This window comes from Streptomyces sp. ERV7 (genome assembly GCF_001653515.1).
In the GTDB taxonomy this organism is placed as follows: domain Bacteria; phylum Actinomycetota; class Actinomycetes; order Streptomycetales; family Streptomycetaceae; genus Streptomyces.
Window position 1 is genome coordinate 661,350 of sequence record NZ_LYOY01000001.1, and the last position, 12,387, is coordinate 673,736.

11 protein-coding genes are annotated in these 12,387 nt (G+C 73.2%); 9 read left to right on the forward strand and 2 right to left on the reverse strand.

From position 1 onward, the window contains the following. Positions 1-99: 99 nt before the first annotated feature. The 9 genes from bioB to A8W25_RS02970 all read left to right on the forward strand — a co-directional run bounded on the left by bioB (position 100) and on the right by A8W25_RS02970 (position 10,745). Positions 100-1,287 carry a biotin synthase BioB gene (gene bioB, locus A8W25_RS02930; protein WP_067155234.1) on the forward strand — a complete coding sequence of 396 codons (1,188 nt, stop codon included), beginning with the start codon at positions 100-102 and terminating at the stop codon, positions 1,285-1,287. After that, positions 1,280-2,587 carry an adenosylmethionine--8-amino-7-oxononanoate transaminase gene (locus tag A8W25_RS02935; RefSeq protein ID WP_067155237.1) on the forward strand — a complete coding sequence of 436 codons (1,308 nt, stop codon included), beginning with the start codon at positions 1,280-1,282 and terminating at the stop codon, positions 2,585-2,587. The genes bioB and A8W25_RS02935 overlap by 8 nt, the downstream gene beginning before the upstream one ends. Before the next feature lies 1 nt (position 2,588). Then, positions 2,589-3,281, forward strand: coding sequence for a dethiobiotin synthase (bioD, locus tag A8W25_RS02940; protein ID WP_067155240.1), 693 nt, complete (start codon positions 2,589-2,591; stop codon positions 3,279-3,281). Beyond that, the gene (locus tag A8W25_RS02945) at positions 3,281-3,634 is read left to right on the forward strand and encodes a VOC family protein (protein WP_067155242.1); all 354 of its coding nucleotides are present in this window, start codon (positions 3,281-3,283) and stop codon (positions 3,632-3,634) included. The genes bioD and A8W25_RS02945 overlap by 1 nt, the downstream gene beginning before the upstream one ends. A 135-nt stretch (positions 3,635-3,769) precedes the next feature. Then, a complete protein-coding gene (locus tag A8W25_RS02950) occupies positions 3,770-4,441 on the forward strand; it encodes a class I SAM-dependent methyltransferase (protein WP_067155245.1) in 672 nt (223 codons plus the stop codon). 134 nt (positions 4,442-4,575) lie between these two features. Next, a complete protein-coding gene (locus A8W25_RS02955) occupies positions 4,576-5,463 on the forward strand; it encodes an ABC transporter ATP-binding protein (RefSeq protein ID WP_067155248.1) in 888 nt (295 codons plus the stop codon). A 6-nt stretch (positions 5,464-5,469) separates the two neighbouring features. After that, positions 5,470-8,034: an ABC transporter permease gene (locus A8W25_RS02960; RefSeq protein ID WP_067155250.1), complete on the forward strand. Its 2,565-nt coding sequence runs from the start codon at positions 5,470-5,472 to the stop codon at positions 8,032-8,034. 225 nt (positions 8,035-8,259) lie between these two features. After that, positions 8,260-9,729: a hemolysin family protein gene (locus A8W25_RS02965; protein WP_079125769.1), complete on the forward strand. Its 1,470-nt coding sequence runs from the start codon at positions 8,260-8,262 to the stop codon at positions 9,727-9,729. Continuing rightward, on the forward strand, positions 9,726-10,745 hold the full coding sequence (locus A8W25_RS02970; protein WP_067155253.1) for a hemolysin family protein: 1,020 nt from the start codon (positions 9,726-9,728) through the stop codon (positions 10,743-10,745). The genes A8W25_RS02965 and A8W25_RS02970 overlap by 4 nt, the downstream gene beginning before the upstream one ends. A 16-nt stretch (positions 10,746-10,761) precedes the next feature. Here the strand turns inward: A8W25_RS02970 and A8W25_RS02975 are convergent, their stop codons facing one another. Together A8W25_RS02975 and A8W25_RS02980 are read right to left on the reverse strand one after the other, a co-directional pair. Beyond that, complete coding sequence (locus A8W25_RS02975; RefSeq protein ID WP_079125770.1) at positions 10,762-11,058, reverse strand: holin; 297 nt, start codon at positions 11,056-11,058, stop codon at positions 10,762-10,764. Between the two features lie 224 nt (positions 11,059-11,282). Then, entirely contained in the window at positions 11,283-12,326 is a 1,044-nt protein-coding gene (locus A8W25_RS02980; protein ID WP_067155256.1) for a maleylpyruvate isomerase family mycothiol-dependent enzyme, read from the reverse strand. Positions 12,327-12,387: the final 61 nt, after the last annotated feature.

A 12,387-nucleotide genomic window follows, 5' to 3' on the forward strand; every position in this document is an offset into this window, starting at 1 on the left:
CGGGCGAGGTCAGGGTGTGGCAATACACACACCTTCAAGGTGCGCAGTTGTACGATCCCTCCTTGGCTGGAAGCGGGGTCTTCGGCAAGGATCGGCGCCATGGACCTGCTGAACACGCTGGTGGACAAGGGGCTGCGGCGCGAGCTGCCGAGCCGTGAAGAGGCGCTCGCCGTACTGGCGACCTCCGACGAGGAACTGCTCGACGTGGTGGCCGCGGCCGGCAAGGTGCGCCGCCAGTGGTTCGGGCGCCGGGTGAAGCTGAACTACCTGGTGAACCTGAAGTCCGGGCTGTGCCCCGAGGACTGCTCGTACTGCTCGCAGCGGCTGGGCTCGAAGGCCGAGATCCTCAAGTACACCTGGCTGAAGCCGGACGAGGCGTCCAAGGCGGCCGCCGCGGGTGTCGCGGGCGGCGCCAAGCGCGTCTGCCTGGTGGCCAGCGGCCGCGGCCCGACCGACCGCGACGTGGACCGCGTCTCGCAGACCATCGAGGCGATCAAGGAGCAGAACGAGGGCGTCGAGGTGTGCGCCTGCCTCGGTCTGCTCTCGGACGGCCAGGCCGAGCGGCTGCGCGCGGCGGGCGCCGACGCGTACAACCACAACCTCAACACGTCCGAGGGGACGTACGGGGACATCACGACCACCCACACCTACGCCGACCGCGTCGACACGGTGCAGAAGGCGCACGGGGCCGGGCTCTCCGCCTGCTCCGGTCTGATCGCGGGCATGGGTGAGAGCGACGAGGACCTGGTCGACGTCGTCTTCGCGCTGCGCGAGCTCGACCCGGACTCGGTGCCGGTCAACTTCCTCATCCCGTTCGAGGGCACCCCGCTCGCCAAGGAGTGGAACCTCACCCCGCAGCGCTGTCTGCGCATCCTCGCGATGGTCCGGTTCGTCTGCCCGGACGTCGAGGTGCGGCTCGCGGGCGGCCGTGAGGTGCATCTGCGCTCGATGCAGCCGCTCGCCCTCAACCTGGTCAACTCGATCTTCCTCGGCGACTACCTCACCAGTGAGGGCCAGGAGGGCAGGGCCGACCTGGAGATGATCGCGGACGCCGGCTTCGAGGTGGAGGGCACGGGCACCACCACGCTGCCCGAGCACCGCGCCGACGCGATGGCCGCCGCGGGCTGCGGCTCGCACGCGGCGAGCGGCTGCGGCTCGCACGAGGGCGGCGGCTGCGGCCCGTGCGGCGAGAGCGCTCCGGCTGCCCCCGAGGTCAACGAGGCGCGTACGGACCTGGTGGCGGTGCGCCGCCGGGGCGCGGGAACGGACCTCGCTCCCAATGCCTGATCGCGCTTACGACGTCACCGAGCTGCGGGCCCTGGACCGGCAGCACGTCTGGCACCCCTACGGCCCCATGCCCGGCCGCCAGGAGCCGCTGGTCGTGGAGTCCGCGTCCGGGGTCCGGCTGCGGCTGGCCGAGGAGACACAGGGGCAGCGCGAGCTGGTCGACGGCATGGCCTCCTGGTGGTCGGCGCTGCACGGCTACAACCACCCGGCCCTCAACGCGGCCGCGCACGGCCAGCTGGACCGGATGAGCCATGTGATGTTCGGCGGGCTCACCCACGAGCCCGCCGTGCGCCTCAGCGTCAAGCTCGTCGAGATCACCCCCGAGCCGCTCCAGCACGTCTTCCTCAGCGACTCCGGCTCGGTGTCGGTCGAGGTCGCCATCAAGATGTGCCTGCAGTACTGGAAGTCGGTCGGGCGGCCGGGCAAGCAGCGGCTGCTGACCTGGCGCGGCGGCTACCACGGCGACACCTGGCAGCCGATGTCGGTGTGCGACCCGGACGGCGGTATGCACTCCCTGTGGTCCGGCCGGCTGCCGGAGCAGGCCTTCGCGGACGCGCCCCCCACCGGGTACGACGCGGAGCCGGACGAGGCGTACGTACGCCATCTGCGGGAGACGGTCGCGCGCCACGCCGACGAGGTGGCGGCGGTGATCGTCGAGCCGGTGGTGCAGAACGCGGGCGGGATGCGGTTCCACTCCCCCGCCTATCTGCGGGTGCTGCGCGAGCTGTGCGACGAGCACGACGTGCTGCTGGTGTTCGACGAGATCGCCACCGGCTTCGGCCGCACCGGCACGCTCTTCGCCTCCGAGCACGCCGCCGTCTCGCCCGACGTGCTGTGCGTGGGCAAGGCGATGACCGGCGGCTACCTGTCGATGGCCGCGACGCTGTGCACCACCCGGGTGGCCGAGGGCATCTCCTCGGGCGAGGTCCCGGTCCTGGCGCACGGCCCCACCTACATGGGCAACCCGCTGGCCGCGTCCATCGCCTGCGCCTCGATCGACCTGCTGCTCTCCCAGGACTGGCAGGGCGAGATCAAGCGCCTGGAGACGGGGCTGCGCGACGGTCTGGGCGAGTTCGCCGACGCGCCCGGGGTCAAGGACGTCCGCGTCCTCGGCGCCATCGGCGTCGTCCAGCTCGACCACGAGGTGGACATGGCGGCCGCGACCCGGGCGGCGATCCGCGAGGGCGTGTGGCTGCGCCCGTTCCGCGACCTCGTCTACACGATGCCGCCCTATGTGACCGACGACGAGGACCTGGCGCGCATCTGCCGTGCCGTGGGCGCCGCGGCTCGGGAGGGCTGAGATGACCGTTCTGGTAGTGAGCGGTACGGGAACCGAGATCGGCAAGACGGTCGTCACCGCGGCCGTCGCCGCGGTGGCGCGCGCCGCCGGACGTACGGTCGCCGTCCTCAAGCCGGCCCAGACCGGGGTCGCCCCCGGCGAGCACGGCGACGTGGCGGAGGTGCGGCGGCTGGCGGGTGAGGAGATCACCGGCGCCGAACTCGCCCGCTTCCCCGAGCCGCTGGCCCCCAACACGGCGGCCCGGCGGGCCGGGATGCGCGCCGTGCGCCCGGAGGAGGTCGCCGAGGCGGCCGGGAAGCTGGCCGCCGAGCACGATCTGGTCCTGGTGGAGGGCGCGGGCGGGCTCCTGGTCCGCCTCGACGACGAGGGCGGCACGCTCGCGGACGTCGCCCGCCTCCTCGACGCACCGGTCCTGGTCGTCACCCCGGCCGGCCTCGGCACGCTGAACATGGCGGCGCTGACCGGCGAGGCGCTGCGGGCCCGGGGCATCGCGTGCGCGGGCGTGGTGGTGGGCAGCTGGCCCGCCGAGCCCGATCTGGCGTCCCGCTGCAACCTGGCGGACCTGCCGGAGTCCTCGGGCTCACCGCTGGTGGGCCTGGTGCCGCAGGGGGCCGGACAGCTCTCGGGCGCCGACTTCCGCGCGGCGGCGCCAAGCTGGCTCGGTCCGGAGCTCGGCGGCGGCTGGAGTCTGTGATGGCGGTCTTACGGGCACAACTGCGGCAGATCGTCGTCGACTGCGCCGCGCCGGACCGCCTGGCGCGGTTCTGGGCGGCGCTGCTCGGCGGTACGCCGGTGATCCGCGACGCGGGCTGGGCGTATCTGGACGCGCCGGGCACGGCACGGCTCGCCTTCCAGCGGGTGCCTCAGGCGAAGGCGGGCAAGAACCGGCTCCACTTCGACCTCGCGGTGGAGGACGTCGCCCGGGCCCGGGCCGCCGCGGTGCGCCTCGGCGCGCGGTCGGTGGGTGCACCCGTGACGGACGCCCAGGGCTCCTTCCAGGTGATGCGCGACCCGGAGGGGAACGAGTTCTGCTTCGTGAGCGGGTGATGTCATGACGGAGCGGATGACGTTTCACCAAGGGGTGACGGCCGCCTGGGCCGCGCACGGGTGACACGGCGGCAGGGCGGGGACAATCCCGGTGTCCGCCCCGCCGTTCTCCACCTGTGGTTGGAGGGTTCCCCCATGGAGCAGCGTGCCAAGATCGCCCCGGACGCCGTGCACCATCCCCTGTTCGCCCGCTTCTACGGCCGGTTCAGCGAGGTGGCCGACCGCCGAGGGGGCATCGCCGCCCACCGCCGCGAGCTGCTGGCCGGGCTCTCCGGCCGGGTGATCGAGATCGGCGCGGGCAACGGCCTCAACTTCCCGCACTATCCCGGCGCCGTCTCCGAGGTGGTCGCCATCGAGCCCGAGCGCGGGCTGCGCAGGCTGGCCGTCCGGGCGGCGCTGCGCGCGGACGTGCCGGTCGACGTGGTGCCGGGGGCGGCCGAGGCGCTGCCGGTCAAGAGCGAGGCGTTCGACGCGGCCGTGGTCTCGCTGGTCCTGTGTTCCGTACGCGATGTGCCGCGCTCGCTGGCCGAGATCCGCCGGGTCCTGCGCCCCGGCGGCGAGCTGCGCTTCTTCGAGCACGGGCGCGCCGAGGGCCGCTTCCTCGCCACCGTCCAGCGGGCGGCGGACCGCACCCTGTGGCCGGTCCTCTTCGGCGGCTGCCACACCGCGCGCGATCCGCTGGCGGCGATCGAGGCGGCGGGCTTCGACCTGGTCGGGTTCCGCCGGCTGCGGCTGCCCGAGAACGGACCGCGTCACCCGGCTTCCCCCTGTGTCCTGGGCACCGCACGGCGCCCGGATCTCGGCTGACCCGTCCGCCCGGCGGCACCCCGCCCCGGCGGATCTCCTGCTTCCGTCGGATGGCCCGGGGCCGGTTCGCGCCTCTACTCTCGTATGCCGTACGGGAGTCGGTCCAGCATGACGCAACGACCCGGGAGGCGGCCTTGTCCACAGCTGCAGCGGCAACGGAAGGGGTCGCCGCGCGGGCCCGGGCGCTGACCAAGGCGTACGGCACGGGTGAGACGGCGGTCCTGGCGCTCGACTCGGTCGACGTGGACATCGCGCGCGGCCGGTTCACCGCGGTCATGGGCCCCTCGGGCTCGGGCAAGTCCACCCTGATGCACTGCCTGGCCGGGCTCGACTCGGCCTCGGCGGGGCAGGTGTGGCTCGGCGGCACCGAGATCACCGGGCTCAAGGAGCGCGAGCTGACCCGGCTGCGGCGGGACCGGATCGGCTTCATGTTCCAGTCGTTCAACCTGCTGCCGACGCTCACCGCCGCCGAGAACATCACGCTGCCGATGGACATCGCCGGGCGCGAGCCCGACCGGGAATGGCTGGAACAGGTCATCGACACGCTGGGGCTGCGCGACCGGCTGCGGCACCGGCCCGCCCAGCTCTCCGGCGGCCAGCAGCAGCGCGTGGCGTGCGCGCGGGCGCTGGCCTCCCGCCCGGAGCTGATCTTCGCGGACGAGCCGACCGGCAACCTCGACTCACGGGCCGGGGCCGAGGTGCTCACCTTCCTGCGGGAGGCCGTGGACCGGCTGGGGCAGACGGTGGTCATGGTCACCCACGACCCGGTCGCGGCGGGCCGCGCCGACCTGGTGCTGTTCCTGGCCGACGGGCGGATCGTCGACGAGATGCCCCGGCCGACGGCGGAGGCGGTGCTCGACCGGCTGCGGCTCTTCTCGGGCGGCGCCGGAACGGACGCGGCCACGGCGCAGGGTGACCACTCCCGCGAGGGCCGCTCGCCGGGCGGCCGCGCTCCCGGCAGCCCGCCCCCGGACGGCGCCGAAGACGGCACCTCCGGCTTCGACCCCCTGCGCAAGGGCTGAGCGGCCGTGCTCAAGGCGACCCTGCGCAGCTTCCTCGCCCACAAGGGACGGCTGCTGCTGTCCGCGCTCGCGGTGATCCTCTCGGTGGCGTTCGTCGCCGGCTCGCTGATCTTCTCGGACACCGTGGCCCGTACCTTCGACCGCCTCTTCGCCTCGACGTCCGCGGATGTGACGGTCGGACCGCCCAAGGGGCTCGACGAGCGCGTGCCGTCCGGGGTGACCCGTACGGTTCCGGCCTCGCTGGCGGCGCGGATCGCGGGCGTCGACGGCGTGGCCGCCACGCACGTCGACGCGGCCGTCCAGAACATCACCGTGGTGGACAGCGCCAACGACTCGGTCGGGCCGACCAGCGGCGCCCCGACCATCGCCACCAACTGGTACGTCACCGAGCGCAGCCCGGTGAAGCTGACCAGGGGCCACGAGCCGCACGGCCCCGGCGAGGCGCTGCTCGACAAGGACACCGCCGACAAGAAGCACGTCCGTATCGGCGACCCGCTGACCGTCCTCGCCCAGCCCGGCTCCTTCAAGGTCAAGGTCGTCGGCATCGCCACCTTCACCACCACCAACCCCGGTGCGGCGCTGGTGTTCCTGGACACCCCGACCGCGCAGACCCGGCTCCTGGGCACGGCGGACGCCGCCACCGCCATCTCGGTGGACGCGGCCGCCGGGGTGTCGGACGAGATGCTCAAACAGCGCGTCACAGCGGCCGTCGGCGGCTCGTACGAGATCAAGACGGCCGCCCAGCAGGCCAAGTCGGCCGCCGACGACCTGGGCGGGTTCCTCGACGTCATCAAGTACGTGATGCTCGGCTTCGCCGGGGTCGCCACGCTCGTGGGCATCTTCCTGATCGTCAACACCTTCTCGATGCTGATCGCCCAACGCACCCGGGAGCTCGGCCTGTTGCGGGCGCTCGGCGCGGACCGGCGGCAGGTGCGCCGGTCGGTGCTGCTCGAAGCGCTGCTGCTCGGCCTGGTCGGCTCCACCCTCGGGCTCGGCGCGGGCATCGGTCTCGCCGCCGGGCTGATGGCGCTGATGGGCGCGTTCGGGATGAAGCTCAGCGCTGCCGAGATGGTGATCGGCTGGGGGACGCCGGTGGCGGCGTACGCGGTGGGCGTCGGTGTGACGTTCGTGGCCGCGTATCTGCCCGCGCGCCGGGCCGCCCGGGTCTCCCCGATGGCGGCGCTCGCGGACGCCGAGGTCTCGGGCCTGGGGCGGCCGTTGAAGGTACGGGCGGTGGCGGGCACGGTGCTCGCGCTCGCGGGGGCGGCGGCGCTCACGGGCTGCGCCACGTCCACGAAAACCGCTGCCTCCTCCTCGCTGCTCGGGCTCGGCGTGGTGCTCACGCTGATCGCGACCGTGGTGGCCGGGCCACTCCTGGTGCGGCCGGTGATCCGGGTGCTCGGCGGCGCCTTCCCCCGGCTGTACGGCCTGGTGGGCCGGATGAGCCAGCGCAACGCGCTGCGCAACCCGCGCCGCACCGGCGCGACCGCGTCCGCCCTGATGGTGGGCATCGCCCTGGTCGCCGGGCTCTCGGTGGCCAGTGCCTCCATGACCAAGTCGTTCGACCAGCAGATCGACAGGACGCTGGGCGCCGACTTCGTCGTACAGAACGGCACTTTCCAGCCGTTCCCGCAGGAGATCACCGACAAGGTGCGCGCGGTGAAGGGCACGGAGACCGTCGTACGCCAGCGCTTCGCACCGCTGCGGCTGACCCTGCCCGACGGGAAGACCCCCGAGACGACCGCGTCCGGCTACGACCCCCAGCTCGACGACGTCGCCCATCTCACCTACTCGGCGGGCGGCTCGGCGGAGGCGCTCGCCCCCGGCAACCTGGCGATGGACCGCACCTACGCGCGCGACCACCGCGTCCGCCTCGGCGACACCCTGCCCGTCACCTTCGCCACCGGCGCCGGGGCGCGGCTGCGGGTGGCCTCCCTGACCGACATGGACACCTCGGGCGGCTTCGGTGTGGAAGGCGGGATCTTCATGGGCCTGGCCACCGTGGAGCGCTATCTCCCGGGCGGCCAGGACGCGGCGGTGTACGTCAACGCGAGCGGCGGCACCGGCGCGGACGACCTGCGGGCCGCGCTGGAGAAGACCCTGGAGCCGTATCCGCAGGTGCAGGTGAGGGACCAGGCGGACTACAAGAAGCTGATCCGCGACCAGATCGCGGTGATGCTCTATCTGGTGTACGCGCTGCTCGGCCTGGCGATCGTCATCGCGGTGCTCGGCGTGGTCAACACCCTGGCCCTGTCGGTGGTGGAGCGCACCCGTGAGATCGGGCTGCTGCGCGCCATCGGGCTCTCCCGGGTCCAGCTGCGGCGCATGATCCGGCTGGAGTCGGTGGTGATCGCGGTGTTCGGGGCGCTCCTCGGGCTCGTCCTCGGCATGGTGTGGGGCGTGGGCATCCAGCAGGTGCTCGCGCTCCAGGGCCTCAAGGCGTTCGCCGTGCCCTGGTCGACCGTGATCGCGGTCGCGGTGGGCGCGGCGGCCGTGGGCCTGGTGGCGGCGCTGCTCCCGGCGCTGCGCGCCTCGCGGATGAACGTACTGGCGGCGATCGCGCACGAGTAACGAGTGGCCCGCAGCGGGGTGGACCCCGTTGACCTGGTGTTCTCCAGGTTCCGGAGCCCGCACGGACCACTACTTTGCCAATGCTTTACCATGGGCGCATCTACCCACAACTGAAAGGTGTGAGCGTCCGCCCATGGGCGAGCCTCCCAGTACCCGTCCCCGTACCGGTACGCGACATCGCGCGATCCTCCTGACCCTGCCCGATCATGGGACGGAGGTGAACCGATGACCGAAGTGCTTCTGCTCGTGGTGGCCGTGCTGCTGTCGCTGGCCTGCGGGGCCTTCGTGGCGGCCGAATTCTCCCTCACCACCGTGGAGCGCGGCGAGCTGGAGCGGGCCGTCGAGAGCGGCGAGCGCGGCGCGGGCAGCGCCCTCAAGGCCGTCCGCAGCCTCACCTTCCAGCTCTCCGGCGCCCAGCTCGGCATCACCGTCACCAACCTGGTCATCGGCATGCTCGCCGAGCCGTCCATCGCCAAGCTGATCAGCGGTCCGCTCGGCTCCCTCGGCCTGTCCGGCGCCACGGCCCACTCCTTCGCGCTGGTCCTCGGCACCGCCCTGTCGACCGTCTTCCTGATGGTCGTCGGCGAGCTCGTCCCCAAGAACTGGGCCATCTCCTCACCGCTGGCGGTCGCGAAGGTCGTCGCCACACCGCAGCGCGCCTTCAGCGCCGCCTTCCGGCCCTTCATCAGCCACCTCAACAACACCGCCAACCACATGGTGCGCCGACTGGGTCTGGAGCCCGCCGAGGAGCTCGCCTCCGCCCGCAGCCCGCAGGAGCTGGTCGCGCTGGCCCGCCACTCCGCCAAGGAGGGCGCCCTCGAAGCGGACACCGCCGAGCTCTTCGTCCGTACGCTCAACCTGGCGGAACTCGACGCCGAGAACGTGATGACGCCCCGTGTGCAGGTCACCGCCCTTGAGGTGCACGCCACCGCGGAGGACGTCGCCAACGCCACGCGCGCCACCGGCCTGTCCCGCTTCCCCGTCTACCGGGGCAGCCTCGACACCGTCGTCGGCATCGCCCACATCAAGGACGTCCTCGCCATCCCCGCCGAGCGGCGGCCCCGCCACCCGGTCACCGAGCTGCTGCGCGAGCCGCTGCTCGTACCGGAGACGCTGACCGTGGACCGGCTCCTCGACCAGCTGTACGGCCGGCGGACGATGGCCGTGGTCATCGACGAGTACGGCGGTACGGCCGGGGTGGTCACCCTGGAGGACATCGTCGAGGAGGTCGTCGGCGAGGTGCGCGACGAGCACGACCCGCACGAGACCTCCGACCTGGCCCGGGCCGGCGAGGACGCCGACGGGCGCGCGCTCTACTCGGCCGACGGCGCCGCCCGCACCGACCAGCTGGAGGCCATCGGGCTGCGGGTGCCGGAGGGCCCGTACGAGACGCTGGCGGGCCTGATCGCCACCGGGCTCGGCCGGATCCCGGCCCTCGGCGACAGCGTGGAGCTGGAGGGCTGGCGGCTCGACGTCGTCGACGCGTCCGGCCGCCGCGCCGCGCGCGTCCTGCTGCACGCACCGCTGCCCGGCGACGAGGACGCGGACGACGACGGCTCCCGCCGCCGCAGGGAGCACCGGGCCGGACACCGCGGGCACGGCGGTATCCGGCGCGGCCGCGGCGAACGCCGCGAGGGCCCGGTCGACCGCGACGGTCTCCAGGGCGGTTCCGACGACGAGGGGGCCGGCCGATGACCGTCATCCAGTTGCTGATCGGTCTGGCGACGCTGGTCGTCAACGCCTTCTTCGTCGGCGCCGAGTTCGCGCTGATCTCGGTGCGCCGCAGCCAGGTCGAACCGCTCGCCGAGCAGGGCAACCGCCGTGCGCGCAGCGTGATCTGGGGTCTTGAGCACGTCTCCGCGCTGATGGCGGCGGCGCAGCTGGGCATCACGCTGTGCACCCTGGTGCTCGGTGTGGTCGCCGAACCCGCCATCGAGCATCTCCTGGAGCCGGTGTTCCACCTGGTCGGGGTGCCCGACGGCGCCGCGCGCCCGGTCTCCTTCTTCATCGCGCTGGCGGTCGCCACCTACCTCCACATGCTGCTCGGCGAGATGGTGCCGAAGAACATCGCGCTGGCCGAGCCGGCCAGGACCGCGCTGCTGCTCGGCCCGCCGCTGGTGACGCTCGCCCGTGCGCTGCGCCCGGTGATCTTCGCCATCAACGCCTTCGCCAACACCCTGCTCAAGCTGTTGCGGGTGGAGACCAAGGACGAGGTCGCGGCGACGTTCTCCGACGACGAGCTGGCCCGGATGGTCCGGGACGCGGGCGACGCCGGACTGCTCGACGACCGGGCCGCCGAGCGGCTGCACGACGCCCTGGAGCTGGGGCGACGCCCGGTCCGGGATGTGGTCGTGCCGCTGGAGAAGGTCGTGCACACGCCGGTCGGCACGACGCCGGAGGAGCTGGAGCGGCTCGCCGCCCTGTCGGGCTTCTCGCGCTTCCCGGTCGTGGACGCGGGCAACCGCATCCTCGGCTATCTGCACGTCAAGGACGCGCTCGACGCGACACCGCGTGACGTGCCGTTCCCGGTGACGGCCCTGTGGCCGATCGCCCGGGTCCGGACCGAGACGCCGCTCGACGACGTACTGACCGCCATGCGCCGCAGCCGTACGCACCTCGCGGCGGTGCTCGATGAGGACGGACGGCTGGCGGGCCTGGTCACGATGGAGGACGTCCTGCGCGAACTGGTCGGCAGACCGGACACGGCGTAGGACGGTGGGGCGCCGCCTATACGGCGGGCTTGGCGGCGCCTTCGGTTCCCGGTGCCGCCGTCGCCGCCGCCGGCTTGGCGGGGGCGTCGGGCGCCGTGGTCTCGGTGAGACCCGGGCCCGGCCGCCCCAGGCCCGACGAGCCGATGGCCATCAGCACGGACGCCAGCGTCGCCAGACCCGCGGTGGCCAGCGCCGCCTTCCAGTCCACGTCGAACAGGTTGGTCGCCCCGGCCGTCAGGACCGCCGCGAGGGACTGCGCGAACGTACGAATGGCCCGCTCGGCGGTCGCCTTCCAGAAGGCTTTGGTGAACATGGAACGCTCGCTCTCTCGTACGTGGTCAGGCGCGCTGACCACAAGGGACGTGGAGATGTGGGGAGTTGGTGCAACGGCAGTCGGGGCGCGGGCAGGTGAAGTGTTCCCGGCATACCGCGTAACGGCCCGCGCGGACAGGGCCCGTGCGCCGGAGATCGGCCGAGTTCGCCCCGGGGATGGGTGAGGCGCCTCGGTGGAGGACGTCGGCGGGAACGGACAGCGGTTCAGACCGCCGTCGCGGCCAGCCACGCGTCGAGCACGTCACGCTCACCCGTCACCGTGAACAGCTCCTCGGCACCGGGCGCCCGTCGCCCGTGGACGAGCAGCAGCAGTTCACCCGCCGCGCCCTCGACGGTCACGGTGGCGTCGCCCCCGGGGCCCGCGGAACCGCTCGCGCCGCCTGCGGCGTTATCCCAGCGGAAGCCGCTCTCGCCGCCGAGGACGACCGTCCAGGCGGCGCCCGTGTCGGTGGCGCGCAGCCGCAGGGACGCGCCGTCGCGGCCCAGCGCGGCGACGGGTGCGCGCTGCCCGAGGAACGGCAGGTTCTCCAGGAACTCCTCGATGCCGTCGGCCGCCGTACAGGCCTCGACGTGCGGCGTACGCCCCAGCGCCAGCTCGGCGTCCGCCAGGTGCACCACGGCCTCGAAGAGCAGCCGCCGGGCGAAGAACCGGACGTGCTGGTCGGCGCCGTGCGACCACATCGGGGTCTCGGGGTCGGCCGAGCGCAGCACCCTGAGCGACTCCTCGGCGGAGGCCGCCAGCCAGTGCGGACGGTCCGCCTCCTCGTCCGGCAGCTCCAGCGGCACGTCCCGCGACCAGACGCGCTCGGTGACCCGGTGGCGTACGAGATGGGCGATCCAGCGGTGGGTGGTGCCGTGGTGACGGGTGAGGTCGGCGAGGGTCCAGCCCGGGCAGGTGGGGACCTCGGTCGCCGGGTCGGCGCCCCGCACGGTCTCGACGAACCGCCGCACATGCGCCTCGACCGCGTCGCAGTACCGCTCGTGCTGGTCCTCGTCGAGTCCGAAGCCGTCCCCGACCTTGAGGAGGTCGTCGCGCCAGGGACCGGCAGGTTCGCGCAGCGCGGCCGCCCGGAACAGCCCGGCGAGCCGCCGCCGGTCCCCCGGAGCCAGCCGGTCCAGGACGTACGCGCTGCCCTCCAGCCACTTCACGGCGGTGTCGGGGTCGAGCACGTCGTCCTCGCAGGTGTCCACCGCGGTGACCAGCCCCGCCAGCGCCTCCGCCAGCGCGTGTTCCAGCGCCTCGCTCATCCGCTTCCCCCTTGCCGTCTCCACCCGGACCGCGTGACACTACCGCGCGGTACGATCACTC

What these genes read in the sequence shown, in the direction of transcription:
- bioB (WP_067155234.1), top strand. Translation starts at nt 100, where the DNA reads ATGGACCTGCTGAACACGCTGGTGGACAAGGGGCTGCGGCGCGAGCTG.
- A8W25_RS02935 (WP_067155237.1), top strand. Translation starts at nt 1,280, where the DNA reads ATGCCTGATCGCGCTTACGACGTCACCGAGCTGCGGGCCCTGGACCGG.
- bioD (WP_067155240.1), top strand. Translation starts at nt 2,589, where the DNA reads ATGACCGTTCTGGTAGTGAGCGGTACGGGAACCGAGATCGGCAAGACG.
- A8W25_RS02945 (WP_067155242.1), top strand. Translation starts at nt 3,281, where the DNA reads ATGGCGGTCTTACGGGCACAACTGCGGCAGATCGTCGTCGACTGCGCC.
- A8W25_RS02950 (WP_067155245.1), top strand. Translation starts at nt 3,770, where the DNA reads ATGGAGCAGCGTGCCAAGATCGCCCCGGACGCCGTGCACCATCCCCTG.
- A8W25_RS02965 (WP_079125769.1), top strand. Translation starts at nt 8,260, where the DNA reads ATGACCGAAGTGCTTCTGCTCGTGGTGGCCGTGCTGCTGTCGCTGGCC.
- A8W25_RS02970 (WP_067155253.1), top strand. Translation starts at nt 9,726, where the DNA reads ATGACCGTCATCCAGTTGCTGATCGGTCTGGCGACGCTGGTCGTCAAC.
- A8W25_RS02975 (WP_079125770.1), bottom strand. Translation starts at nt 11,058, where the DNA reads ATGTTCACCAAAGCCTTCTGGAAGGCGACCGCCGAGCGGGCCATTCGT.
- A8W25_RS02980 (WP_067155256.1), bottom strand. Translation starts at nt 12,326, where the DNA reads ATGAGCGAGGCGCTGGAACACGCGCTGGCGGAGGCGCTGGCGGGGCTG.